The following is a 24,869-nucleotide window of genomic DNA, read 5'->3' on the forward strand; positions in this document are numbered from 1 at the left end:
CCTTTTATTCTATTGCTTTTCCAACTGACCCGAACAACCTCATCTTTATTCTGATTGTTTCTTTCAGCTGTTCCCGCCCCAGACTTCCATATACGCTGGCATCATATAATCCTTTATCGTTTTCCAAACAATTTCGAACAGCTTTAGAAAAAGAAAGATGATTATCTGCATTCACATTAATTTTCGCGGTTCCCAATGCAATGGTACGCTTAATATGGTCAGCAGATAAACCTGAACTTCCATGTAAAACCAATGGAACTTTTGTTAATTGGGAAATTTCCTTCATCCCTTCAAAATCCAATTTCGGTGCACCTCTATATATCCCATGTACAGATCCTAGGGCGGGGGCTAGACAATCAACTTGAGTTCGTTTCACCAGATCAATGCATTCTATCGGATCCGCATAAACAGGATCAGTTACCTTGTCGCTACCTTCACTGCCACCGACACTCCCTACTTCTGCCTCTACGGTAACACCATACTTACGAGCATAGGTTACCACCTCTTTTGTCTGCCTTATATTCTCATCAAGCGGGTGATGAGAGGCATCAATCATGACAGATGTAAATCCTGCATCAATTGCTTTTATGCAATTTTCCACACTTGAGCCATGGTCCAAATGCACAACAACCGGAACGCCTAGCTTCATTTCCTTTATCAATGCTTCTGCCAGTTTTACAGGAACGGAAAATCCTCCAAAGTAACTGACTGCATCTTCTGTAACCCCCAGTATTACCGGAGAACGCTCTTCTTTTGCCGCATTAAGAACCGCCTGCATCCATTCCAGGTTGTGAACATCAAAGTGTCCAATCCCATACCTACCATTTAATGCTTTCGTCAATATCTTTGATAATGAAACCAAAGCCATACTCTTTTCTCCTCCCCTTCCTACATGAAGGAAGCCCCTACGCATTCGTAGAAGCTTCTTCAAATCTATTACACTTAATTCCCTTATGCATTCACCAAGTCTAAGTAGTATTCATATCCATCTTCATCGGTGAACCCTTCATGAACCACCTTCGATACCGCCTGGATCATAGCCTCCGGATGTTCGGATTGGAAGATGTTCCTTCCCATATCTACACCCGCGGCTCCACCTTGAATCGAGTTGTAGGCAAGGGTAAGGGCATCCTTTTCCGGAACCTTCTTACCTCCTGCCACGACTAATGGTACAGGGCAGGCAGCTGCGACCTTTTCGAAATTCTCGCAGTAGTAGGTTTTCACGATTTGCACTCCGAATTCTGCAAGCATTCGAGTAGCGAGCAAGAAGAATTTGGTTGTGCGTTCCATTTCCTTCCCGACTGCAACGACTCCCATTGTCGGTACAGAGTATCTGAATCCAAGATTCACAGCCTTGTTCAATGCTTCTATCGTTTCCTTCTGACCATCAGCACCTATGAATGTTTGAATAGCGATGGCGCTTGCATTCATTTTGATGGCATCTTCCATCCCTACCACCATTGATTCATGACTGAGGTCATCTTCTAAAATACTGGACCCGGAGGAAGCTCGTAGCGCAATTGCCTTATTGTACGTTGCTGGTACACTTGATCGGATAGCACCCCTGGTCCCCATCAGGCAGTCAGCATGGGGCGCGAGTCTTGGGATCAGCAAATCCAATCGCTCCAACCCGGAGGTCGGCCCCATAAAGTAACCATGATCAAAAGCCAGCATCACTGTTTTTCCGGAACTCGGATTGAAGATCCGAGATAACCGATCCTTCATCCCCCAATCCAAATTGGAAGCCCCCTTCACATGGAATTCTCCATTGTTTGCAAATGGGGTCGATACCGCAAAATCTTTAGCGTCCTTGTTTCCAACAACGTCAGCCAATATAGATCCACTCCCTTGGACTATTAAAAGTTGTAATCGTTCGTATTTTCTTTCGTAAATACGATCCGTTCCGGCAGTACAATGATTCCGGAATCTTCCGCTTCGTAGTCATATCCTTGAATAGTATTCGGCTCGACTTTCACTTCACCGATTCCTGGAACATCCAAGGTGTCTCCTACTTTCAGTTCGTTACCTTGAGCTAAATGAGATGCCACATACACTGCAAGTGCTCCTTGCGTTTTCACATCCCAAAGGCCATGATTCTGAATTGTTCCATTCTCCAAATACTGCCGCATCGAGTTAGGAGAAGCGAAACCGGTGATGATGACGTCTTCCGCAGTCAGGTTATTACTTTGAGCTGCCTGAGCCATCGCTGGAAGTGCTGTCGAGTCCGGGCAAATGATTGCATCGATGTCAGGATATGTCTGCAAAATACTTTCAGCTATTTGCAGCGACTTTTGTTCATTCCCTTCACCAAACTGCTTCGTTACAATCTCCCAGCTAGGGTAATTCTCTTCAATGTAGGTTGTCGCGTAATCCACCCAGGAGTTCTGGTCAGGTACGGTTGGACTTGAGTAGAACCAGGCCACTTGCTGCTCTGCTTGAGGATCATCCATTTGTTCAGCAGCCATATCAACAAGCATCTTTCCTAAAATTTCAGGTGTTCCTTGGTTAATGTACAGAGAGCGGTGGTCCGGATCGACATCAGAGTCCCATGTAACCACTTCAATTCCTGCATCCCTCGCTTTTTTCAAAGCCTGATTCAACCCATCAGAGGTGACTGAAGAAATTGCAATGGCGTCGGCTCCACTGTTGATGGCACTATTGATGATCTGTACCTGGTTTGCAACGGTACCTTCAGGTGCACCATCATACTTCACTTTGAATCCATGCTCTTCCGCCATTTCCTGCGCGCCGTCATTCCCTGATTCAAAGAATGCATTTCCAGTCATTTTCGGAATGAATACAACCTCTACATCTTCAGCATCCTTTGAGCCGGAAGCCTCTTCCTCAGAATTACAAGCAGCCAGCATTGCCAATAGAAGCATCATACTTAACACTAAAGTCATAAATTTGAACTTTCTCATCCTCTTTACCCCCCTGAAATTTTAATCGTGCTTACATACCGTTTGAGGTTCGCCTTGAATTCAGAAGATATCCCCAGGAAAGCCACAGATAAAATCAATAATAAACCAGTCGCTAAGCCGATATATTGAGTCGAAACGCCTGCCATTTGCAACCCGATCTGCAGGAAGCCTACGATCACACTTGCTAAGGCAGTACCTACCACACCTCCTTTACCTCCGGTTATCAACGTCCCTCCCAATACGACAACAGTCAGGATCGGCATCAGATATTCGGTCCCGAAGTCAGCTCTTGAACTTCCAAGATAAGAGGTGACCATCACTCCAGCAACTCCAGCACTAAGTCCAGATAGAACATAGGTGCTTGCAATGATTCTTTTCGTATTGATTCCTGCGTACCGGGCAGCATTCGGGTTGATCCCGGTCAAGTAGATGAACCTGCCATAAGTCGTTCGATGAAGAAGAATATATGCAATGATGAACATCAGGAGGAATAAGATCACGGAATGCGGAATGCCTACTATGCTTCCATAGGCTATCCAGCTGAAAGCTTCAGGAAATCCGCCGATCCCTTCGTAAGCGCTTACACCAGATACTCCGACAAGCACAATGGCGACACCACTATACAGCAGCATTCCACCAAGTGTAATGACCATCGCCTGCACATGCCCATAGGCAATGAGCACGCCATTGAGCAGCCCGCAGAGTCCCCCTACCAAAATAGCCAGCAGAAGTGCCAAACCTATATGAAGTCCCATCACTTGTGCCAGTAGTCCGCAAACGACAGAAGTCAGTCCCACGATCGCCCCACCAGAAATATCGATGCCACCTGTGATCATGACCAAGGTGACAAAAAAGCCGATGATCGCTACCCCAACAAAATCATTGAAACTGTTCAACAGGATTCCAACATCCCAAAACCTTGGGTTAAGAAGTCCGAAAATGACTATTTCACAGGTGAGTACCACCACTAAAGCGAGATTCCACTTTGGAAATTTACTTAAAAACTGCATTGTCTGGAACCTCCTTTCGAAGCACCCTGGCATTCAGCCGTTCCTTTTTAGCCCTACGTTCCGCTCTTCTTGTAAGCAGCGCATCACTTACTACGATGATGATCAGCAGAGATCCCGATATAGCATCGTTCCAAAATGCAGGTACTTTCACGTACACAAGCGCTGAGTTGATTGATGTCATAATGATCGCTCCAATTGAAGCACCAATCACAGAACCTACTCCGCCACTCAATGAAACGCCTCCAAGTACCGCAGCTGCAATGACCGTCATTTCGATACCGGCACCAGCATTCGTAGAAATGAAACCAATCTGACTTACAAAAATCAACCCTGCTAACGAAGCACACACGCCTGAGATGATGAAAGCGTAGTTCTTATATCTTGTAACCGGAATCCCGAGAAAGATCGCTCCTTCCTCATTGTCACCAATCGCTGCAAAGTACCTCCCTTTCCTACTGTAAGCAAGGTAAAGGTGCGTACAGATCAAACCTGCAATGACAATTAATACGAGGAGGTTGACCCCAAGGAAATCAACTTGGGAAATGCGTTTGAACGAAATAGGCAGGTTTTCCACCCATTGTCCATCTGTATAAATGACTTGGACCACCCTGGTGATCCCGAGCATCCCCAAAGTCATGATGAACGAAGAAATGTTCAGCTTCGTCACTCCGAATCCATTGATCAATCCAATCAGTGCACCAATCAGAATGGCAACGATAACAGCAGTAATCACACTGCCTCCATCCCGGAGAATCGTGCCGCTAACTGCTGCACTGAGCCCTAAGATTCCTCCGATTGAAATATCGATATTTCCAGTCAACAGAACGAACGTCATCCCGATTGCCAAGACGATATAGAGCAGACTGCTTTTCAAGGAGCTATGTATGTTGCCTAAGGAGAGGAAATCTACATTTACAGCTCCAATCAGAACAAAGAAGATGATCAAAAATAAGAGGGTCCTGAATTCCCGCTTCCCGATGATATTCTTAACTTTTGGCATAAGGATCACTTCCTTCGTATGTTCCAAAAGCCACTTTCATCACATTTGCAGAGTTGACCTCATCATTACTAAGATAAGCATTGCATGTGCCTCGATAGATGCCGTACATCCGATCACTGATTCTTTCGATTTCCTCCAAGTCAGAGGAGATGAGCAGAATCGAATATCCTTGCTCCTTCAATACGGTAATGATCGAATAAATATCGCTTCTTGCAGCAGCATCGATCCCCCTTGTCGGCTCATCCATGATGATCAGTTGAGGATTTGTAGAAAGCACCCTGGCGATAACTGATTTCTGTTGATTCCCACCAGACAATGATTTGATCTCTTCTGTGAGACTACTAATCTTTATACTCAGTTTTTCGATATAAGCAGTAGCAATCTGATCTTCCTCCTTCTTGTTAGTGAAGAAGCCTTTACGCTTAATGACTTGCGCTGTAATGTTATTCCTTACAGAACTGATCGAGAAGATCCCATGTAGAAATCGGTCCTCAGGAATATAGGCAATCCCCTTTTTCACACAGTCATCAATCGAGTGATTAGTAATCTCTTCATCATCAAAGAAAATCTGACCGCTCTTCGTATGGTTGATTCCATAGATAGCTTCTGCAATCTCGGTCCTGCCTGCCCCAACAAGCCCAACCAGTCCGACAACCTCTCCTCTATACACATCAAAGCTGATGTTTTCAAATCCGTCACCGCTCAGGTTCCGCACTTTGAGAAGCGGATTTTCTTCTTCGTACTTCAATAATTTCTTAGTGAAAGTATCTTTGTAAGCTTTATTTCCTTCTGGCAGTAACCCTTGGATCAGCATGTCTTTAGTGAATTCGGTCACATTACCTTCGAGTGTGATTTTCCCATCACGCAGAATCACTGCGTGAGTGGCTATTCGAAAGATTTCATCCAACCTGTGGGTAATATAGAAGATTCCTACTTTAGCTGCTTTCAATTTCTCGATCACTTTGAATAAGGACTCTGTCTCAGAAAAAGTTAAGGCGGAGGTAGGCTCATCGAGAATCAGCACTTTCGCTTCCCGCAGAAGTCCTTTGATGATTTCAAGCTGTTGCTGCTCCGCGATAGTCAAAGAGATTGCCAGACGATTCAGATCCAGTGACCACCCCAGCTCTTCCATCAGCTTCCGCGTCTTGTCTTTGACCTCTTGCCTGCTCTGGCTCACTCCGATTGTCAGGTTCTGCTCGACTGTCATATTCGGAAACAACAAAGGTTCCTGTGGAACTAGGTAGATTCCTTTTTCATGAGCGGAGGATGGGTTGTATTTATCCAATCGCTCTCCGTTCACTTCAATCGTTCCAGCATCCGCTTTATAGACGCCGGTAAGAATCTTCATCAAGGTACTTTTCCCTGCCCCGTTGCCTCCAATGATCGAAACAACTTCCCCCTCGTTCAATTCCAATGACACACCTTTTAAAACAGCATTCCGGTTAAAGGACTTCTTGATCGCTTGAAGCTTCACCAAGTTGTTGGAAGTTCCCATTACCATCCTCCCCTCCTCCAATTGCAGTTGTTGTTTTCCCTGTTGAACATTTTATCGGGGACCTATCATTTATCCCTTCAGAAAAACGTTTGTGCTCTGTTTCCTGAAATCATTTTGATTTGAAAAAAACACTCATTTTTTCGGTCTTTACTGCATTTTATTAAGTAATTCGAAAAAATATCCCACTAATTTCACAGCTGTCCATTTCATGAGAAATGTGGCCCTGACATCCAACATAAGTTTCAAGGTAAATCATTTATCTACTTTCCAGAAAAGAGTGGTGCAAATGACATACGAAAACGACCTGATCGTAAAGATTGCCTGGAAGTACTACAACCAGGGGCAGACTCAATCTGAAATTGGAAAGCAACTTGGATTATCCCGGATGAAAGTCATCAAGTATCTGGAAAAAGCGAAATCAACCAACGTCATCCAGTTCAAAATCAATTTAGAAAAAATGGCCAACCTGGAATTGCAAAATAAACTCAAAGAAAAGTACGGCATCAAGGATGTCTATTTCGTTCCATCCAATAGCGGAAATACAGTGGAAAGCATTACGAAGGCAGCCGCCCAATATATAGAAGATCGAGTCACCAGCGATACGATGATCAATATCGGCTACGGAGAAGCTGTGTCTAAAACGCTGGCACAGCTGAGTGTATCAACTAAATACAAAGTTACGTTCGTTTCCTTATCCGGCGGCGTGAAATTCTATATGCCTACAGCAATCGATACAGCTTCCGACTACTATACAAATCCAAATTACACGCACTACATCATGCCTTCCCCGCTCATGGTTTCATCTGCTTCGTTAGCAGAGCAGATACGCCAGGAGAATACGATCCAGACGATATCAAAAATGATTCCTTATTCAACGATGACGTTGATCGGAATCGGAGCGCTGAGTGAAAAGGCCACCTTATTCAAAGAAGGCCTCTTAAGTCTGAATGATATGGAAATCTTGAAATCAAAAGGGGCGATTGGGGATCTATTGAGCCAATTTTATGATTCAGAAGGGAATGTGCTTGATTTAAGCCTACATAAACAATTGATCAGCACAGAAATCCAGCTGCTTAAATCACTCGAGCATGTTGTCGCGGTAGCAGGAGGGCTTGAAAAGAAAGAAGCGATTGCAGGTGCACTTCACGGTGGCTACATCGATGTGCTGATCACAGATGAACAAGTGGCCGAAAGCTTGGTCTGATATATGTTAGGGGGCGAATGAAGCATGAACGAAAACTATTTAATGGCGATTGATGCAGGCACCGGCAGTGTGAGGGTCATTCTTTTTGATACTACTGGGAAAGAACATTACGTAGCCCAGGCAGAATGGACCCATAAGGAAGACAAACGCTATCCAGGTTCGATGGATTTTGATGTAGAAACGAACATCCGTCTTATTACAGATCTCATCCAAAAGTCACTCAAGGAGAGCGAAATCAATGCCAGGGACATCCTTGCGATCTCAACCACAAGCATGAGGGAAGCCATCGTTCTCTATGATGAGAAAGGTAAAGAGTTATGGGCATGCGCCAATGTCGATTCCCGTTCGGCCAATGAGGTTTCAAAGCTTCATGACATTAGCGATACATTGGAAAAAGATATCTATCTAGAATCCGGGCAGACCTTTTCTCTTGGAGCAATCCCGAGAATCCTGTGGGTAAAAGACCACATGCCTGAAGTTTATGAAAAGATATCCTATGTGACCATGTTGAACGATTGGATCACCTATCGCTTATCCGGAATTCTTTCGGTAGAACCATCCAACGGCTGTACGACAGGGATGTTTGATATTAAAAAAAGGGTATGGAGCCCTGCCATCGCAGAAAAAACCTGTCTGCGAAATGATATTTATCCTCTCGTTTTCGAAAGCGGCACAGTGGTTGGTCACGTCACAAAAGAAATGGCTGAGATGACAGGTCTGGATCAAGAAACAATTGTCGTTGCAGGTGGTGGTGACGCACAGCTGGGATGCATCGGTATGGGTGTCATCAATGAAGGTGATGCGGCAGTATTGGGGGGAAGCTTCTGGCAGTACGAATACACAACGAAGCATGTTCAGATGGATGACCAATGCCGTGTAAGAATCAATTGTCATAGCGTCCCTGACACTTGGCAGTATGAAGCGATCGCCTTCTTTCCTGGACTTGTTATGCGGTGGTTCAGGGACAGCTTTTGTGAGCTGGAGCGTTATTTGGAAAAGGAAACCGGGGAATCCATTTACGCACAACTGGAAAAGCGAGCCCAACGTGTACCTCCTGGATGCCACGGGATGATCAGCACCTTTTCAGACAAGATGAACTATATCTCTTGGAAACATGCCGCCCCTGGCTTCCTGAATTTCAAGCTTGATTCGGAAGCCTTCAATAAAGTCACATTCTACCGAGCACTCATGGAGAATGCCGCATTCATTACAAGAGGGAATATCGAATTAGTCAGTAATATTACGGACACTTCGCCAACCTCTATCACGTTTGCGGGTGGAGCTTCGAAAAGTGATCTATGGTGCCAGATCCTTGCTGATGTCCTTCAGCTTCCAGTAAACGTTCCTACAGTAAAAGAATCCACCGCGCTGGGTGCGGCAATGTGTGCTGGTGTTGGTGCAGGAGTTTACGAAGACTTTGAAGATGCCATCTCCCAAGTAGTTACCTTTGAAAAAAGTTACACACCAAACAAAGCACATCAACCAATCTATGATGAACTTTTTTCTAAATGGGAAAAAGTGTACGCCAATCAAATGAAGTTGGCGGATGAAGGGTTGACCGATCATATGTGGATCGCTCCAGGACTGAAGAAGCTATGAATAGAAGGGGTGTAGTGAATGAGTGTGATCAATGAATCAGAACGCGAGTATCGGTTTGGGGATAGCGGACCGAAGTACTTATTGAAAGGACCCAGGATGAATTTCGGTGTAGTGGTATTGAAACCCGGAGAGGATTTCACGGCCCATTATCATGAAATAATGGAAGAGAACTTTTATGTCCTGGAAGGCGAACTGGAGATCCATCTTGATGAGCAAATCTTCCATTGCAAAAAGGGTGATTTCATCCATGTAGAACCGATGCAGGTGCATTATTTGATCAATAAGGGAACTGTCGATTTTAAGGGAGCTTTCATGCTAAGTCCTTTTCAGATTAGAGATAAGGTGGAAGTGGATTATAAACCATATGGTAATTGAATGATTAAGCCTCCTGTCCATATGCGAACAGGAGGTTTTTTCATGCCTGCTCTCACACTGGATGATTTATGGTAAGGTGGTAGTATGTTCCAATCATTATTCGATGTAAGGATGGAGAATATTGAATCGATCGTTTATTACTCTATTAATCAGTCAGACAGCAACAAATTTAGGATTTGCTTTATATACAATGATTGTTGTCTTGCATTTATATCAGGAAACGGGGTCTACCACTTTATCTGCCACGGTCACGCTCGTGAGCATTCTTTCCAGGATGGTCAGCACGATTTTTCTCCCAGTTGTCTCGGAGAAACTTAAGTTGACCACCATTTTAAAAGTAGCACAGGCGAGTCAATTATTACTGCTCCTCGTTCTGTTTTACCTATTAGGGCTGTCTATGTCACCCGGAACGCTTACAAGTATATTCGTCATCCTATCACTGATGGCTTTTTTCAGCGGGGTGTTCACACCAATCAAGAGCACGCTCGTAAAAAATATTGTTCCACTAGAACATAGAGTAAGAGCAAACAGCGTACTTGCTACCGTCGATCAGACCTTTTTATTCGCTGGTTGGACGTTCGGGGGGATGCTTTTAGCTTTTCTGGGGAAGCAGCCTTCCTTAATCATTACATTCGGATTAATACTGTTGTCCACCATCTGTCTGTTTCTAATTAAAGTCACTTCCGCCCAAGAAATCCACTTGAACCAAGGCTTCTTCGAACGCTTGACTACAGGATGGAAATACTTATTTAAACACCGACAGCTCCGAATTTTAGTAATCATGGATCTGCTTGAAGCATGGGTAGGTACGATATGGATCGGAGCTGTCACCTTGACCTTCGCAAAGGAAGCATTAGGAAAAGGAGAAGTATGGTGGGGTTACATCAATGGAGGATATTACCTGGGCACGATCGTGGGAGGCATTTTTATTTTCAGGCTTTCGAAGGTGATGGAAGGAAAGTTGACTACCTATATGCTGATTGGTTCTACTGTTTTTGGTGCATTGACCTTTCTGTACGGGTTTGTATCCTCCCCACTTCTTGCGCTTTTGTTGGTCGTATTGATGGGACCTTCTTATCAAATGAGGGATCTAGCACAAGAAACTATCTATCAGAACAGCACGGATCAGCATACACTTACAAGAATCCTGGCAGCGAAGTCCACTTTGATCCAGCTTATCTTTATCATTTCCATCCTTGGTATCGGGATTTTAACAGATATGATTGGGGTTCGTCTTGTATATATACTTTCCGGATGTCTGTTACTGTTGTCTTCAGGTATCGGTTATTATTTCTTAAAGCAATCAGGTAACCATTCTGAAAACAAGGAGGAGTATGGTGTCAATTAAATCACTTGCACCGAATCTAAAAACTTAAGTTCTGTCCAGGGGGTTGGATGAGTTTTGGGTAAAGCTATTTATATAATTTACACTGTTCTTCTGATGGTTCTTACTGCTGGCTGTCAACAAGAATCAGCAATAGAGTGGCACATTTCAAAAGAAGCAGCCGTTGAATACGGATTGAAACAAGAACAGGCAGAACCTGGATCTGTCATATCCATCGAAGCTTTTGAAGGTGAGACAATTGTGTTTTACGAATATAGGGGTGGATTGGGTATAGCGCACATTGCTGAAAGCGAAAGAGGTTATGGTTGGAAACGAAGCCAACCTTATTATGATTTTGAGACAACAGGGAAACTGGATTTTTCCACTTCTGCTTTTGATATCGAGATGGAATCGGGGCCACCATTTTCAGTTTTAATTGGGAAAGCTTTTGATCCTTCCATACAACAAATGAAACTTTCAGGAGATGGTACTGAAAGAATGATGAAGGTATTTGACGATAGTCGTTTTTTTTACGCTTTCCATACTATATCTGCTGATGAAATCGAAGTTTCTGCAATAATAAAGTAGAAAACATTTCTCCACAAAGCCTTTTCAAGCACCTGATCATTGTATCAAAAGAGGTCCGGAAGGAAAGATTTATAATGTTATTAGCAAGTTAAAGGGGTGGAATTGGGATGGGAGCAAATTCTGAGGAAAAAGGTATTAAAATATCAAGTCCTGTTGATTGTGATAATGCACCCAAGAAAAAGATTCTTAAGGAGTTTATAACTGCCTTTGCAACAAAAGATTACACTACTATTATTAAAAATAGCACCGAAGATATCAGCTGGACTATTGTGAATGATTTTACTGTCCAAGGCACTAAAGAGGTGACTGCGGTGTTAGATAAAAGGATCACTAAAAAAATAAAGGAAGTTGATATCCTGAATATGATCACTCATGGTAAGACAGCAGCTGTAAATGGTACGATTCAATCAGAAGATAACACCAACTACTCTTTTTGTAACGTTTATACTTTTAAAAGTGCAGGGAAAAACACCATCAAGGATATAACTACATATATAATTAAAATGGATTAGTTCCTTCTACCGTGAATGATTCTGTATAGAAAATAGAATATGAAAAGAGGACGCTTGGATAATAGTATCCAAGCGTTTTTAAAGTGGTTACTTCAATTGGTGCTTTGCATTCTCTACCTATTACATCCTACAAGTTTTTACTTTGCTGAAGAAGCTGAGACGCTCCAGTCCGCTCCCACTCTTCTACAGTTTCGTATGCATCCTCCGGTGAATACCCTTTACCTACAAGTACTCCCATCAGGACGAATTCCTGAAGAATGTGCAACGCATTGATGCCTCGCTTCACATCTTCCAGCCCTTCATTTACGAGAAATTCAGTGTAACGGACCCATTCATCCGGTGTCTTTCCTGAAACGACAGGACCCGCTGTCTGGCTCCCCTCAGCTGCTTCCGCATCTGCTTTAGTATTATGAACAGTTCCGAATGGATGATTCGGAGGCGCGTAAATGGAGTAAAGCTTCAATGGTGTATCACCAGTATTGGTGACATTGTGCCACGTTCCAGCAGGTATCATGATGGCAGAGTCATCCATCACTTCTCTTTCAAAATTCAAATTATCTTTAGTCGGCCCCATTTGGGCTACTCCCTGCCCCTGTTCAATACGTAAAAATTGGTCCACATGTGGATGTACTTCAAGACCGATGTCATCTCCAGGATTGATACTCATCAGAGTTACCTGGAGATGATCTCCCGTCCACACTGCGGTCCGATAGGTGTTGTTATCAATCGTCGCTTGATTGATATCCACCACATATGGATTCGGTCCGTAATCTGTGGTCCTTGCATAGTGATACCCAGGATAAAATGGGGCACCATGATTGGCGGGTACCCCCGCATTAGTATAGCCGGCATACGGATTTACCCAATAATTATTTACTCCATGACCGTATGGATACATATAAGGATTATGGTTCATCAACTCAATCCCTCCCTATTTATAGGAATATCCTATGCATCAAGAGAGGAAATGTTTGTCGTACAAAAGATCAGTTCTCTTCCAACTCCTTCTCCTCCGGTAAGTCATCGCTCGCATCAGGGATGTTTTTTGAATCGTAATTGATCACATCAGAAGAAAAAATCGTGATGCTGAGCTGTCCCCCGTAAACATTCGAGCGGATCAGGAGTGGCTGGTTGTACTGGTTTTTGAAGGTGAAATCGGGACCATACCAGCTTACAGTCGCATCCCGGCCAGGTGGAACATATGGTACCCGCTTACTGTGAGAATACCTTTCCAGAATCGTGATCCCAGCATTATCGATGGAGTTGAACAAAGTAGAGGAAACCTGACAAATCCCCCCACCTATCCCTTCCGTCACTTCTCCCCTGACAATGACTGGCGCGTTCTTGTACCCCTTCTGTTTCGTCCGCTTCCCGACTACTTTATTAAAGGAAAAAACTTCACCTGGAAACACAACATGACCATCGATCGCATCGGAAGCAAGCTGAATGTTGTGGGTGCGTTCCTTATTATTAGAATTGAAATAGGTGATGTAGTGGCCGATTTGCTTGGTGCGGATATTTGCAAGCAGTTCGCTGTCCACTCTAGGAGCTACAGGAAGCTTCGGCACTTTCACCTTTTCCGTTCCCCCACTAAATAGGGAGCGGTAAAATTTTTCTTCGAATTTCTTTTTATACAGTTTGTACCCGTCGGAACCAGGAATGATTTCCCCTGACTTCGCGATTTTTGCATTGACCGGATGCTTGGTGATTTCTTCATCGACTTCCTTCATCAGCAGCTGAATTTTTGATGGGTCAAGGAACGGCTCCCCTAGTGGGGCCAATTCGAAATCACTCCGTTTGAACCTCTCTATTTCTTCCCCCTTATGAATCAAGGTTACATCGCCTTCTGGAATAAAGGCCTGTGTCAAAAGCAAGCTTAACGTTACGATGGCAAGTTTCATAAACGAATCCTCCTACCGTTAATATGGGTAGAAGGATGAAATTCATGTGCTTTATCTACTTCAATTTTTCACTAAAATTGCGAACCGAAAATAGCTAAATCCTGATAATCGAGTGCAAATGAGGTACCATCCCATTTCAAGCGATTTTGGATATACCCTAATGAATCGGCGTGGTATCTTCCGGCAATCTGTTGAAACGCCCAAAGCCCATAGACATTGTCACCACTGAAATCGAAAGGATACAGCCCGCTAACCGGATCCACCCACCCGCTGATCGGCTCTTTCAGCTTACCGTTCGCGTCATAAATTTCGTTCAGATATTCCGAATCCCTCAGTGAAAGATCGATGAGATACTTCATCTTATTCCTGTCGCTTACTATCTCTACTTTGTAATTGTCCAGATAAGTCACTTCATACTTGAACAAGTCGTTATACACATCTGAATCGAACAGCAGCTGCGGTGTATTCTGGACAAAAGAATACACATAGTCGTACGTAGTCGCTCCACTTCCACCCGATTGAATCGAAAGGAAAATATCGTTGATGCCGTCGCCAGTAAAATCCCCTAAAAATATCGACGGATCATACCCGATATTTTCATTCAGCGGAATCGGGAACAACGCGCCTGTAAGACCATCCTGGATTACGAGTGTCATATTTCTAATGATGGCAGCCCCTGACTCTCTGAACCCGGTTACGAAAACATTATCGGGTATGAGATCCCCATTCACATCGCCCCTTGCAAATGCAACGATTCCATAGCCATTGCGATACATACATATCCCCCACATCACGTTTCTGTTGCGATAACGTATGCGACCGAATGGGCAAATGTTCCTTGCCAGGCACCTCACTACGCCTCAGCGGATATAATGAAGCGGAAGGAGTGTCAGCGCATGCCTTGGCAACAGAAGGTCACTTTTTTGCTTGGTCAGCCTATAGGAGTATCATTCGTCAATGGGACGGGAACAACAGGTGTTCTATGTGGGATTTCAGAAGGAAAATTACTTGTCATGGAATACCTTTACCAGGCGCAATTCGCCTTGAAGCAGTATGATGTCTATACGATCCAGGACATCAATGGATTTCCTCGCTGCCCACGCCCTTAAAAGCCTCTATTATGAGGCTTTTTACCTTTTATACTTTTGTCCCCTTTTCAATGAGGGAAAGGGAAGGTATAGTTTCAAGTAACTATAATCGCAAACTAAAGAAAGGATATGAATGAAACCGCATGTTATACATATGGCATATCGAAAAAATCATACAGCAAACACTTGAGGAAAATGAATTATCGATTAATTTTGAAAGCAAAAACGACCTTCCTGCTCCGATGAGCTATAACGTTTCGACCAATACGATCCGCTTCAACTACATTGAAGTGAACGGGTACCTCAACAAAATCCGTCTGAATGAAACAGCGGAGAATATGATCAAAATCATGCTCTATCACGAGATCGGCTACTACCTGACATTCAAAAAGCACAAGCATGATTTGAGGACACTGATGTATGGCGAGGATGAAGAAGTGGCTCAGCTGAAACACGAAATCGAGACGAATGCGTGGAATTACGGGCGGATGCTCGTTCCGGAAGAGCTGAGAGAGTCATTCGATCAAGTACGCGAACTGGACAGTAAGTTAATAAAAGGTCGGCTATAAGAAAAAGTGCCAGCTCCACCTCTATGATGGAAGCTGGCACTTTATTTGTATTGTGTACTTAGCGATACTGTTTTCGTCTGACCCACATCGTCGCTGCCCACTTCTCCCCTTCAATGACCGGGGAACCTCCGTGGAGCGTCCGCTCATTAACCAATGGGTCCGAGTAAAAATATTCAAAGTAGACACCCATGCCTCTTTGCGGTGAAACAGCAAGATTCATATGCGGAAAATACGTTTCTCCACCACTTTCCACGTCATTCAAATAGATGACCAATGTACTGATACGTGGATTATTCATTGTAGTAGACTTTGATTTGAAGTAATCAAAATGTGCTTTATATTCCTGACCTGGTTTATAGTTCAGAATGTGCAGTCCTTCTCCATGCGTTACAGGAACATTCATGATCTGCGCAATCCGCTTTTCGATGCGGCTCGTAATTTCATCTTCATCAAGAAACGTACTGCTGCTCGTTCTCATTTCGTTCACCTGGTGGCCTGCACCGATTTTCGAGCGTTTCATCCGCGTCTCAGACAGACGGATCAGCGCCTCGCATTCCTCATTACTAACGACATTTCCCAGGATAGCAATCATCGGATCTTCCATTCTGGCGATAATGGATACATCACGGTCGTCCGTATGGATCCTGTTCCCCGTGTGGTCAAAAATTGAAGCTTCTTTCGCTAGCATTGTCACCTTTTTCATCAACCTCTTCCATTTAAACTAAAACATAACAACGCCTACCCTTAACGTGACAGGGTATTAGAAATAGATTACCACCTTTTTACTGTTTTTGCTTTAATTTTCAAAATTGTTCACAAATGATAGCTGAAATGGACTACTCCAATATAAAAAGCAGTTCATTGCACTTTACAAATGCACCATGAACTGCTTTCCAGACCTACGATTTCTTAGCAAAATCAAAGGTGATCTTATATTCTTCATCCAGTGTCAATGCAGTGCTGAACGGCTTCTTTCCTTTGAATCCTTTAAGCACCTTCGTCCGTTTCTTCTCGCATAAAGTCTTGATCATATTCGGTGTCAACGACTTCCCTGCCAGCCTCTTCGGGAAGGTTACTTTGCAACCCTCTTTATATCCCGAGCATGCGTAGAATTTATAGCGATCGATAATCGAACCATTGCTGCAGGCTGGACATTTGGCTACGGGTTCGTTCCACTTCTTCTTTGGACCTTCTCCGGTGGTCTTCACATTGACCTGTTGGATCGCTTCGGGCGCTTCCTGAATCAATTTTTCAATAAACTGTCGGGTCTGCTTAATGAACAGCTGCTTCGAACCATCACCACTTCCGATTTTCTTCAAATAGGATTCCCACTTCGCAGTCATCGCAGGACTTGACAACAGTGTTCCTTCAATCGTTTCACAAAGCATGATCCCTTTCGCTGTAATCGAGACCGTATTCTTTTTCACTTCGATATACTTCTGTTTCTTGATCGTTTCAATGATGCTTGAACGGGTGGCTTCAGTTCCAAGCCCTTCGACTTCCTTCAATATTTCGACGTCGGCTTCGTCATCCACCAGCTTCCCGCATGTCTTCATCATGTTGATCAGCTGACCTTCGGTGTAAGGCTTCGGCGGTTGGGTCATGCTTTCTTTGATGTGAAGCTTGGCACCAACCTGTTCCCCTTTTTGAACCCCTGGAAGATCGGTCTCTTTCTCCTTCTTCGGTTTTGGAAACAGCTCTTTCCACCCTCTATCCACATCTCGTTTTCCGGTCGACTTGAAAGGCAGGTCATGGACGTGAGTGAAAATCGTTGTTTCCTCATATACGTAATCCTTGTGGAACATCGCAAGTGTCGTCGCCATGACTTCTTCGTAAATATTGCGTTCATCACGACTAAGTCCTTCCAGCTTCTTTTGCGTAGGAACGGACTTCGTAGGAATGATGGCATAGTGTTCCTGTACTTTACTGCCGTTCACATAGCGTTTATTGGGCTTCAAGGAAGCAGGAGTAAATGACACATTCATCGCTTGCTTGTACTTTTCGAGATTATTAACCAAATAGGAAAACTCACTGTTAGTGATAAAATTACAATCCGTACGCGGATAGCTGACCAGGCGCTTTTCGTAAAGCTTCTGCATCGTTTTCAGCACGTGTGACGGTGAGTATTTCCAACGCCGGTTCGCGACACTTTGCAACGTGGAAAGGGAGTGCAGCTTCGGAGACTTCTGCCGCTTCGTTTTTTTATCGATCCGATCGACGCTCCCTGTGTAAGCTTCCTTCTCTTTCAGCTGATGCTTGTCCAGTACGGCCTGCACCTTCGCTTTATCCTTCTCCTTAATCTCCGCAAGCCCTTTGTATGTACCAGCCTGTGAGTTGAAAAGTCCCTCAATTTGATAAAACGGTTCCGGCTTGAAGTTTTCAATCTCTTTATGCCGTTGATAGATCAAGTAAACCGTCGGTGACTGCACCCGTCCAATCGTGAGGTAGCTTCCATACCCTTTTTTCTGCAGATGCAAAGTAAACAGCCGGCTGGCATTGATTCCTACCATCCAGTCACTGATCTGCCTGGCTTTCGCTTCATCAAACAGCAACAAATCCTTCTTGTTATTCTGCAACGCTTTGAAGCCTTTCCGCACTTCATCCTTTTCAAGCGAATTGATCCAAAGACGCTGAACCGGCTTACCTTTTACACCAGTTAATTGAAGGATACTGTAAAAAATATTCGAGCCTTCGCGATCGACATCGGCTCCATTGACGATGACATCCGCCTGTTGAAACAGCTTTTTGACTGCCTGGAATTGCTCCCACTTGCCTTTTGCCACTTTTTCTAGAAATCGTTCCGGTACAATCGGCAGCTGCTCAAGCTTCCACTTCTTCCACTCAGGCTTGTAATCGTGGGGCTCCTTCAGTTCTACCAGATGCCCGACACCCCAAGTGATGGTCGCACCATCCGGGAACGTATCATCGGGCTGGAGCCTGATATGGGTTTTCGTCTTTTCCTGGACCTTGAATGCCTCTGCGTATGCTTTTGCCTGCGAGGGCTTTTCCGCTAAGATGACTACATTCGCCATGTGTTCGTACTCCTTTCGACGGGTTGATGGAAAATTAAATAGAGGATAAAAAAAGAGGGTTGAATGGAGGATTACTAGTGCAGGAATGAAAGAACATACATTCCCATCTCCCATTATACTACACGTGCTAAGTGAATGGCAGGGAAAATCTGTTTACACAAAAATAAAGCAGGCACCGTTTACCGGTTGCCCGCTCCCTATTTGCGTACTAATTTTGCGACTGATTCCACATGAAAAGTCTGTGGAAACATATCGACCGGCTGGATTTCTTCCACCTTATAGCCGTTTTTCTCCAAATACTTCATATCCCGTGCCTGCGTTTCCGGGTTACAGGATACATAGACGACCCGCTTCGGCTTCAGCTTTGCGACGCTTGATAAAAATGCTTCGTCACTGCCGCTTCTCGGCGGATCGAGAATCACTACATCGGCTTTTTCGCCGCGGTTTGCCATCTGCACCATAAACTCACCGGCATCACCTTGATAAAATCTCGCATTGGTTACATCGTTACGTTTGGAGTTACGGATGGCATCTTTAACAGCGTCTTTGTTCAGCTCTACCCCGATGACTTTCCCCGCTCTCCGACTGGCGATCAAACCGATCGTCCCGATGCCGCAGTATGCGTCCACTACGGTTTCCTTGCCGGTCAGCTCTGCCATTTCAATCGCCTTACCGTATAGCTTTTCCGTCTGGACCGGATTGATCTGGTAGAAGGACTTGGCTGAAATCTCGAATTTCAGGCCGCACAAGGTATCGGTAATTGTTCCCTTGCCGAACAGCACCTTTTCCTGATCGCCAAGCACCATACTGTCGCTCCGCGTGTTTACATTCAGAAGGATCGTCGTGATTTCCGGGTGGGCGTTCCTGAGCGTTTGGACAAACTTCTTCTTCCCTTTGAACTCAGGGGAAGCAGCTACAAGCACGACCATGATCTCGCCGCTCACTTTCCCGACCTTGATCAGTACGTGGCGCAGAAATCCCTGCCCTGTATCTTCATTATATGGCTGCATCTTAGACGACTTTAGAATTCCTTTGATCGTATTGGCGATTTCATCCGATTTCGGGTCATGAATAAGACATTTATCGATTGGAATGATTTCATGCGAATGCTGCGCATACAGGCCACCGATCACCTGTCGCTTCTGATTCAACCCAAACGTCGTATGACTCTTGTTGCGGTAATCATACGGATGCTCCATCGTCATAATCGGTTCAGGCTTCACGAAAGGCTTCATCAGCTCGTCCACGACATTCTGCTTGAAGTCTTCTTGTTTGTCATTGCTCATATGCTGCAGCTGACAGCCGCCACATGCATAATAATATACGCACGGTGGCTCGACGCGGTCTTTGGATGCATCGATCACGCGCTTCAGCTTGGCATTTACGAATTTCCCGCTTTTGGATACAAGGATTTCCGCTTTTTCACCAGGAAGCAAATGCTCTACTGCGACCTCTTGACCATCCAGCTGTACAATACCTTTACCGTCACTTGTAAATCCTGAACAAGTCGTTGTTACCGTCTGCTGGCTTCCTTTATTCGAAGGTCGCTTTCCTTTCGGCTTGCCTTTCGCAGCAGGCTGTTTTCCGTATGGCTTGTCCGTCCGGTTCCGCTTCTTTCCTTGATTTCTATTTTTGTTATTTTTTCGTTTATTCATAGGCACGTCCCTACTTTAGTTCTTCTTTGACACCCAATTATAAACTACCCGCTGTCTGTAGTAAAATTCTTGAGATGCAAGGGAACGGTTCCGATGCTTCTACTAATGGAAGCGCGAGAACCGTCCCCTCGCTTCAAAAAAAGATGGCGAGCATTTGCCCGCCATCTTAGACTTCATCTATTTTAGAACCAGTTGATCTGTTCTGGTTTCAAGTTTTGGAAGATGTGCTTTGTTTCTGTATATTCTTCGATACCAAGCTTACCTAGCTCACGACCGATACCGGACTGTTTGAATCCACCCCATGGTGCATGTGGGAAGTACAGGTTGAATTCATTGATCCAAACGGTTCCCATACGCATCTTAGCTGCACAACGTTCTGCTTTTACGATATCGTTCGTAAAGACGCCGCCAGCAAGGCCGTAGATGGAGTCGTTCGCAAGCTTCACTGCTTCTTCTTCGGTGCTGAATTTTTCAACAGTGATGACAGGTCCAAAGCCTTCTTCCTGAACGACTGTCATGTCAGTCGTACAGCCTGAGAAGATCGTCGGCAGGAAGAAGAATCCTTTTTGCAGTTCCGGATCTTCCGGACGGCTGCCGCCAACTTCCACTACGGCACCTTCTTCAATACCAGCCTGTACATACTTTTCAACTTTTTCAAGGTGTTCAGCTGAGATCAGTGGTCCCATTTGGGTATCCTCATCAAAACCGCTGCCCAGCTTGAATTTCTTCACGCGCTCGACAAGTGCTTTGACGAAGTCATCGTGAATGCTTTCTTCAACGATCACTCGTGTACCTGCAGAACAGATCTGTCCAGCGTGGAAAAATACGCCGTTCAATGCCTGATCGACGGCAAGGTCGAAATCAGCATCTGCAAAAATGACGTTAGGGTTTTTCCCGCCAAGCTCAAGCGCCAATTTTTTCACGTTGGAGCTTGCTGCCTGCATGATTTTCTTACCAGTAGCGATTCCGCCTGTGAAGGAAATCAGGTCGACATCTTCGCTTGTGGACAGTTCTGCACCAACCGTGCTTCCTGAACCAAGTACAAGGTTGACGACACCAGCAGGAACGCCTGCTTCTTCCATCAATTCGAATACTTTGATCGTTGTTAGTGGTGTAATTTCACTAGGCTTCATGATCAGTGTGTTACCTGTTGCTAATGCTGGAGCCAGCTTCCAGGATGCCTGTAGCAAAGGGTAGTTCCACGGTGTAATCTGACCGCAGACACCGACAGGTTCACGGACAACTTTACTTACAGAATTCGGAATTGGAGAATCGATCAGCTCCCCGCCATCTTTATCAGCAATTTCTCCATAGTAACGGAAAACTCCGGCAATATCGTCCATGTCTCCGCGGCTTTCTTCTACTGTTTTACCAGTGTCCAAAGATTCAAGCTCTGCGAGTTCTTCTTTATCTCGTTCAATCAGTTCAGCAATTTTACGTACAATCGCTCCACGTTCTGTAGCAGGAGTAGCAGACCATTCTCCGTTATCAAACGCGGTTCTTGCTGCTGCGATTGCTTTTTTCGTCTCGGATTCGTCACCTTCTGGAACGGTTGCAATGACTTCCTGGTTGTAAGGATTGATGATGTCTCGTGTCTTACCAGAGATTGCGTCTACCCATTGACCATCAATGTATTGTTTAAGTTTCAGATTCAAGTCTCTCACTCCCATTTTTTAGTGTGGATTTATATAAACAGGGATAGTGGCCTTCAGAGGAAGGCCACTTATTCTTTACCCTTTTACAGTACCTGCATCTGCTGGATGCTCACCATGACGATAGAAGTCCAGGTTAAGCGGGTCCAGTGGTTTACGTCCTAGGATCAGGTCGGCTGCTTTTTCTGCAAGCATCAATACTGGTGCATGGATGTTTCCGTTTGTAACATAAGGCATTGCAGAAGCATCAACGACTCTGACGTTCTCAAGGCCGTGGACCTTCATGGAGTTCGGATCTACGACTGCCATTGGATCAGATTCTGGTCCCATTTTCGCTGTACAGCTTGGGTGTAGTGCAGTTTCCGCATCTTCCGCAACCCATTCAAGGATTTCATCATCTGTCTGGACATCAGGACCAGGAGAGATTTCACCAGAATTGTACGGCGCCATGGAAGGCTGGTTCATGATGTTTCTAGTTACACGTACCGCTTCAATCCACTCACGCTTGTCCTGTTCTGTTGATAGATAGTTGTACACCATGCTTGGGTGTTCTTTAGGGTTTGTAGAACGGATTTTCAGTGATCCACGTGCATCGGAGTACATAGGTCCGACGTGTACCTGGAATCCGTGTTTCGTTTCCGCTTTTTGACCATCGTAACGTACCGCTAGTGGAAGGAAGTGGAACATCAAATTCGGATATTTCACATCTTCGTTGGAACGTACGAATCCGCCACCTTCGAAGTGGTTCGTCGCAGCTGGACCTTTACGTCCAAGAAGCCACTGCAGGCCGATCCAAGGCATACGAGCTTTGTTCAAGTTCGGCTGCTGGGAAACAGGCTGCGGGCAACCATATTGGATATATGCTTCCAGGTGGTCCTGAAGGTTTTCCCCTACACCAGGAAGATCTACTACTGGTTCGATACCTAGTGAACGCAAGTGCTTCGCGTCACCAACACCAGACAATTGAAGCATCTGTGGCGTGTTGATCGCACCGCCGGCAAGGATGACTTCACCAGCTGTTACAGTATGATCTTTCCCATTTCGGTGATAGGCTACACCTGTTGCTTTTCTACCATCGAATTCAATTTTCTTAACGAATGCACGCGTTCTTACAGTAAGATTTGAACGCTTCATAGCCGGGTGCAAGTACGCACGGGAAGCGGACATTCTTCTACCTTTATACACGTGCTTATCGAAAGGACCGAAACCTTCCTGTCTAAAACCGTTCACGTCAGGAGTACGTGAGTAACCAGCCTCTACAGCTGAGTTGAAGAACGCTTCGAATAGAGGGTTCTTCGCAGGGCCACGTTCCAATTTGATTGGACCATCATGGCCACGATACTCATCATCAGAGTCGGCAGCCAATGAATTTTCCAGGCGTTTGAAGTATGGAAGACAGTGGGCGAAGTCCCAGTTCTCCATTCCTTCGTCTGCTCCCCAACGTTCGTAGTCCATCGGGTTACCACGCTGATAGATCATCCCGTTGATGGAGCTTGAACCTCCAAGCAGCTTACCGCGGGCATGCTTGATTTTACGTCCACCCATATGTGGTTCTGGATCAGATTCATACTTCCAGTCGTACAAGCTCTTTCCAGCTGGGAATGGCAATGCTGCCGGCATCTGGATCAATAGATCCCATGCATAGTCACTGCGTCCCGCTTCCAATACAAGGACACTCTTCTTCCCATCTGCGCTTAGACGGTCACCCATTACGGATCCCGCACTACCTCCGCCAATAATGACATAATCGAATTGTTCACTCATGTTATGACCTCCTATGATGTAATGAATTGAATGCATGAATGAAAGTTAGAAAAGCATTCATTTGATATATGAAAAATGATTAGTTCCAATAAGGACTTGATCTAACGATTGTCTTAACAAACCGGATCTTACTCACAAAAAGCAATGCCAGAAAGTGGCTGCTACCACACTTATCTGCCACTTATTTTCCGGTTCGTTAATTTCGTTAAATTTTTATTTAACGTTTTTAACAGTTTTAAATATACCATGGTGAATTTTTTTTGTAAACCGCTGACTCTCTATTTTTTATGATTTTTCGACAGGTTGAAAAGTTTTAGAGCTTCAGTGAAACCCCTCTAGAGCCTTCCCCTTCAATAGTAGAGGAATAAAAAGACCTGTCTTTTTCATAATAAGAAGGAATTTCTATGGAAAGGATTGGTGTTATGAAGAAAGTATTTGTATTAGGTTTAGCTTTATTACTTTCTCTAGGTGTGGTTACTGAACCAAATAATGTTGCAGCGGAGACAGAGAAACAGAGCCTTACTGAAGCTGAAGTGAAGTTTGCCAATGATTTACGCAGACTCTGGGTCGACCATGTGTTGTGGACAAGCAATTATATTACAAGTGCCACTACAGCCGGAGCAGAGGATCAACAGCAGGTGTTGGAGCGGCTTCTGAAAAATCAGGAGGATATCGGGAATGCAATCAAGCCCGTGTACGGTGAAGACGCGGGGAACGAACTCACTGAATTGCTCAAGGAGCATATCGTCATTGCCGGCAAAATCGTAGATGCAGCTAAAGTTGGAGATCAATCCAAGGTGGATCAACTCAACGAAGAATGGGTGAAGAATGCCGATGACATAGCAGTCTTCCTGAGCCAGGCTAACCCACATTTGGCAAAAGACGAACTGAAAAAACTTTTATACATGCATCTTGAATTGGTTTCGGATGACCTGACTGCAAGCCTGCAGAAAGATTGGGAAGCAAGAATCGCGGCGATTGATGAAGGAATGACCCATATCATTCTTATGTCCGATGTTATAGCAGATGGAGTGATCAAACAGTTTCCGGATAAATTCAATTGATGAAAATAAAAAAGCTTTGGCGCGTGCCAAAGCTTTTTTTGTTGCAGAAAAAATTACAGATTATGAGCCCCTTCCATTAATGTTCTTCCTAATGGCGGATTATGTAAGTGTGAAAC

General features: G+C 44.6%; 23 protein-coding genes. 9 read left to right on the forward strand and 14 right to left on the reverse strand.

Annotated features, from left to right (window positions below):
* Nucleotides 1–4 precede the first annotated feature (4 nt).
* From fba to ACFQ2J_RS17880, 6 genes are all read right to left on the reverse strand, one after another.
* Complete coding sequence (fba, locus tag ACFQ2J_RS17855) at nt 5–868, reverse strand: class II fructose-1,6-bisphosphate aldolase (RefSeq protein ID WP_386063830.1); 864 nt, start codon at nt 866–868, stop codon at nt 5–7.
* An 83-nt stretch (nt 869–951) separates the two neighbouring features.
* A complete protein-coding gene (lsrF, locus tag ACFQ2J_RS17860) occupies nt 952–1,833 on the reverse strand; it encodes a 3-hydroxy-5-phosphonooxypentane-2,4-dione thiolase (protein WP_386063833.1) in 882 nt (293 codons plus the stop codon).
* Between the two features lie 23 nt (nt 1,834–1,856).
* Nucleotides 1,857–2,921 (reverse strand): autoinducer 2 ABC transporter substrate-binding protein LsrB, encoded by a 1,065-nt coding sequence (gene lsrB / locus ACFQ2J_RS17865; protein ID WP_386063835.1) that lies wholly within the window; start codon nt 2,919–2,921, stop codon nt 1,857–1,859.
* A gap of 5 nt (nt 2,922–2,926) precedes the next feature.
* Entirely contained in the window at nt 2,927–3,931 is a 1,005-nt protein-coding gene (locus tag ACFQ2J_RS17870) for an ABC transporter permease (protein ID WP_386063838.1), read from the reverse strand.
* The gene (locus ACFQ2J_RS17875) at nt 3,915–4,931 is read right to left on the reverse strand and encodes an ABC transporter permease (protein ID WP_386063840.1); all 1,017 of its coding nucleotides are present in this window, start codon (nt 4,929–4,931) and stop codon (nt 3,915–3,917) included. The genes ACFQ2J_RS17870 and ACFQ2J_RS17875 overlap by 17 nt, the downstream gene beginning before the upstream one ends.
* On the reverse strand, nt 4,918–6,432 hold the full coding sequence (locus ACFQ2J_RS17880; RefSeq protein WP_386063843.1) for a sugar ABC transporter ATP-binding protein: 1,515 nt from the start codon (nt 6,430–6,432) through the stop codon (nt 4,918–4,920). Before ACFQ2J_RS17880 ends, ACFQ2J_RS17875 begins: the two co-directional genes overlap by 14 nt.
* A gap of 280 nt (nt 6,433–6,712) precedes the next feature.
* Between ACFQ2J_RS17880 and ACFQ2J_RS17885 the strand changes: the two genes are divergently transcribed.
* The 6 genes from ACFQ2J_RS17885 to ACFQ2J_RS17910 all read left to right on the forward strand — a co-directional run bounded on the left by ACFQ2J_RS17885 (nt 6,713) and on the right by ACFQ2J_RS17910 (nt 12,028).
* Complete coding sequence (locus ACFQ2J_RS17885) at nt 6,713–7,630, forward strand: sugar-binding transcriptional regulator (RefSeq protein WP_386063846.1); 918 nt, start codon at nt 6,713–6,715, stop codon at nt 7,628–7,630.
* A 24-nt stretch (nt 7,631–7,654) separates the two neighbouring features.
* Nucleotides 7,655–9,229, forward strand: coding sequence for an autoinducer-2 kinase (gene lsrK, locus ACFQ2J_RS17890; protein ID WP_386063849.1), 1,575 nt, complete (start codon nt 7,655–7,657; stop codon nt 9,227–9,229).
* A gap of 18 nt (nt 9,230–9,247) precedes the next feature.
* The gene (locus ACFQ2J_RS17895) at nt 9,248–9,604 is read left to right on the forward strand and encodes a cupin domain-containing protein (protein WP_386063852.1); all 357 of its coding nucleotides are present in this window, start codon (nt 9,248–9,250) and stop codon (nt 9,602–9,604) included.
* Between the two features lie 121 nt (nt 9,605–9,725).
* Entirely contained in the window at nt 9,726–10,952 is a 1,227-nt protein-coding gene (locus tag ACFQ2J_RS17900; RefSeq protein WP_386063855.1) for an MFS transporter, read from the forward strand.
* Between the two features lie 54 nt (nt 10,953–11,006).
* Nucleotides 11,007–11,516 (forward strand): hypothetical protein, encoded by a 510-nt coding sequence (locus ACFQ2J_RS17905; RefSeq protein ID WP_386063858.1) that lies wholly within the window; start codon nt 11,007–11,009, stop codon nt 11,514–11,516.
* Between the two features lie 107 nt (nt 11,517–11,623).
* On the forward strand, nt 11,624–12,028 hold the full coding sequence (locus ACFQ2J_RS17910; RefSeq protein ID WP_386063860.1) for a nuclear transport factor 2 family protein: 405 nt from the start codon (nt 11,624–11,626) through the stop codon (nt 12,026–12,028).
* Nucleotides 12,029–12,155: 127 nt separating this feature from the next.
* On the opposite strand, the gene ACFQ2J_RS17915 is transcribed toward ACFQ2J_RS17910, so the two are convergent.
* From ACFQ2J_RS17915 to ACFQ2J_RS17925, 3 genes are all read right to left on the reverse strand, one after another.
* Nucleotides 12,156–12,944, reverse strand: a complete 789-nt coding sequence (locus ACFQ2J_RS17915) for a cupin domain-containing protein (RefSeq protein ID WP_386063863.1) — start codon at nt 12,942–12,944, stop codon at nt 12,156–12,158.
* A gap of 70 nt (nt 12,945–13,014) precedes the next feature.
* On the reverse strand, nt 13,015–13,929 hold the full coding sequence (locus tag ACFQ2J_RS17920) for a VanW family protein (protein ID WP_386063866.1): 915 nt from the start codon (nt 13,927–13,929) through the stop codon (nt 13,015–13,017).
* Between the two features lie 71 nt (nt 13,930–14,000).
* Complete coding sequence (locus tag ACFQ2J_RS17925; RefSeq protein ID WP_386063869.1) at nt 14,001–14,705, reverse strand: VCBS repeat-containing protein; 705 nt, start codon at nt 14,703–14,705, stop codon at nt 14,001–14,003.
* Nucleotides 14,706–14,825: 120 nt separating this feature from the next.
* On the opposite strand from ACFQ2J_RS17925, the gene ACFQ2J_RS17930 reads away from it, so the two are divergent.
* Nucleotides 14,826–15,038 (forward strand): hypothetical protein, encoded by a 213-nt coding sequence (locus ACFQ2J_RS17930; protein ID WP_386063872.1) that lies wholly within the window; start codon nt 14,826–14,828, stop codon nt 15,036–15,038.
* 122 nt (nt 15,039–15,160) lie between these two features.
* Nucleotides 15,161–15,586, forward strand: a complete 426-nt coding sequence (locus tag ACFQ2J_RS17935; protein ID WP_386063874.1) for a hypothetical protein — start codon at nt 15,161–15,163, stop codon at nt 15,584–15,586.
* Between the two features lie 58 nt (nt 15,587–15,644).
* Here the strand turns inward: ACFQ2J_RS17935 and ACFQ2J_RS17940 are convergent, their stop codons facing one another.
* From ACFQ2J_RS17940 to betA, 5 genes are all read right to left on the reverse strand, one after another.
* Entirely contained in the window at nt 15,645–16,289 is a 645-nt protein-coding gene (locus ACFQ2J_RS17940; RefSeq protein WP_386063877.1) for a 2OG-Fe(II) oxygenase, read from the reverse strand.
* Nucleotides 16,290–16,485: 196 nt separating this feature from the next.
* A complete protein-coding gene (locus tag ACFQ2J_RS17945; RefSeq protein ID WP_386063880.1) occupies nt 16,486–18,618 on the reverse strand; it encodes a type IA DNA topoisomerase in 2,133 nt (710 codons plus the stop codon).
* Between the two features lie 197 nt (nt 18,619–18,815).
* Nucleotides 18,816–20,273, reverse strand: coding sequence for a 23S rRNA (uracil(1939)-C(5))-methyltransferase RlmD (gene rlmD / locus ACFQ2J_RS17950; protein ID WP_386063883.1), 1,458 nt, complete (start codon nt 20,271–20,273; stop codon nt 18,816–18,818).
* Between the two features lie 182 nt (nt 20,274–20,455).
* Nucleotides 20,456–21,928 (reverse strand): betaine-aldehyde dehydrogenase, encoded by a 1,473-nt coding sequence (betB, locus tag ACFQ2J_RS17955; protein WP_386063886.1) that lies wholly within the window; start codon nt 21,926–21,928, stop codon nt 20,456–20,458.
* Between the two features lie 75 nt (nt 21,929–22,003).
* A complete protein-coding gene (gene betA / locus ACFQ2J_RS17960) occupies nt 22,004–23,689 on the reverse strand; it encodes a choline dehydrogenase (RefSeq protein WP_386063889.1) in 1,686 nt (561 codons plus the stop codon).
* 422 nt (nt 23,690–24,111) lie between these two features.
* Between betA and ACFQ2J_RS17965 the strand changes: the two genes are divergently transcribed.
* Nucleotides 24,112–24,753, forward strand: coding sequence for a glycosyltransferase (locus ACFQ2J_RS17965; RefSeq protein ID WP_386063892.1), 642 nt, complete (start codon nt 24,112–24,114; stop codon nt 24,751–24,753).
* The last annotated feature ends 116 nt before the right edge of the window (nt 24,754–24,869 follow it).

Origin of the sequence: Thalassobacillus hwangdonensis, assembly GCF_042675915.1 — a bacterium.
In the GTDB taxonomy this organism is placed as follows: Bacteria; Bacillota; Bacilli; order Bacillales; family Halobacillaceae; genus Thalassobacillus_A; species Thalassobacillus_A hwangdonensis.

Coding starts and splice junctions, on each gene's coding strand:
- fba (WP_386063830.1), bottom strand. CDS start 868: ATGGCTTTGGTTTCATTATCAAAGATATTGACGAAAGCATTAAATGGT.
- lsrB (WP_386063835.1), bottom strand. CDS start 2,921: ATGAGAAAGTTCAAATTTATGACTTTAGTGTTAAGTATGATGCTTCTA.
- ACFQ2J_RS17870 (WP_386063838.1), bottom strand. CDS start 3,931: ATGCAGTTTTTAAGTAAATTTCCAAAGTGGAATCTCGCTTTAGTGGTG.
- ACFQ2J_RS17875 (WP_386063840.1), bottom strand. CDS start 4,931: ATGCCAAAAGTTAAGAATATCATCGGGAAGCGGGAATTCAGGACCCTC.
- ACFQ2J_RS17880 (WP_386063843.1), bottom strand. CDS start 6,432: ATGGTAATGGGAACTTCCAACAACTTGGTGAAGCTTCAAGCGATCAAG.
- ACFQ2J_RS17885 (WP_386063846.1), top strand. CDS start 6,713: ATGACATACGAAAACGACCTGATCGTAAAGATTGCCTGGAAGTACTAC.
- lsrK (WP_386063849.1), top strand. CDS start 7,655: ATGAACGAAAACTATTTAATGGCGATTGATGCAGGCACCGGCAGTGTG.
- ACFQ2J_RS17895 (WP_386063852.1), top strand. CDS start 9,248: ATGAGTGTGATCAATGAATCAGAACGCGAGTATCGGTTTGGGGATAGC.
- ACFQ2J_RS17910 (WP_386063860.1), top strand. CDS start 11,624: ATGGGAGCAAATTCTGAGGAAAAAGGTATTAAAATATCAAGTCCTGTT.
- ACFQ2J_RS17915 (WP_386063863.1), bottom strand. CDS start 12,944: ATGAACCATAATCCTTATATGTATCCATACGGTCATGGAGTAAATAAT.
- ACFQ2J_RS17920 (WP_386063866.1), bottom strand. CDS start 13,929: ATGAAACTTGCCATCGTAACGTTAAGCTTGCTTTTGACACAGGCCTTT.
- ACFQ2J_RS17925 (WP_386063869.1), bottom strand. CDS start 14,705: ATGTATCGCAATGGCTATGGAATCGTTGCATTTGCAAGGGGCGATGTG.
- ACFQ2J_RS17930 (WP_386063872.1), top strand. CDS start 14,826: ATGCCTTGGCAACAGAAGGTCACTTTTTTGCTTGGTCAGCCTATAGGA.
- ACFQ2J_RS17935 (WP_386063874.1), top strand. CDS start 15,161: ATGTTATACATATGGCATATCGAAAAAATCATACAGCAAACACTTGAG.
- ACFQ2J_RS17940 (WP_386063877.1), bottom strand. CDS start 16,289: ATGAAAAAGGTGACAATGCTAGCGAAAGAAGCTTCAATTTTTGACCAC.
- ACFQ2J_RS17945 (WP_386063880.1), bottom strand. CDS start 18,618: ATGGCGAATGTAGTCATCTTAGCGGAAAAGCCCTCGCAGGCAAAAGCA.
- rlmD (WP_386063883.1), bottom strand. CDS start 20,273: ATGAATAAACGAAAAAATAACAAAAATAGAAATCAAGGAAAGAAGCGG.
- betA (WP_386063889.1), bottom strand. CDS start 23,689: ATGAGTGAACAATTCGATTATGTCATTATTGGCGGAGGTAGTGCGGGA.
- ACFQ2J_RS17965 (WP_386063892.1), top strand. CDS start 24,112: ATGAAGAAAGTATTTGTATTAGGTTTAGCTTTATTACTTTCTCTAGGT.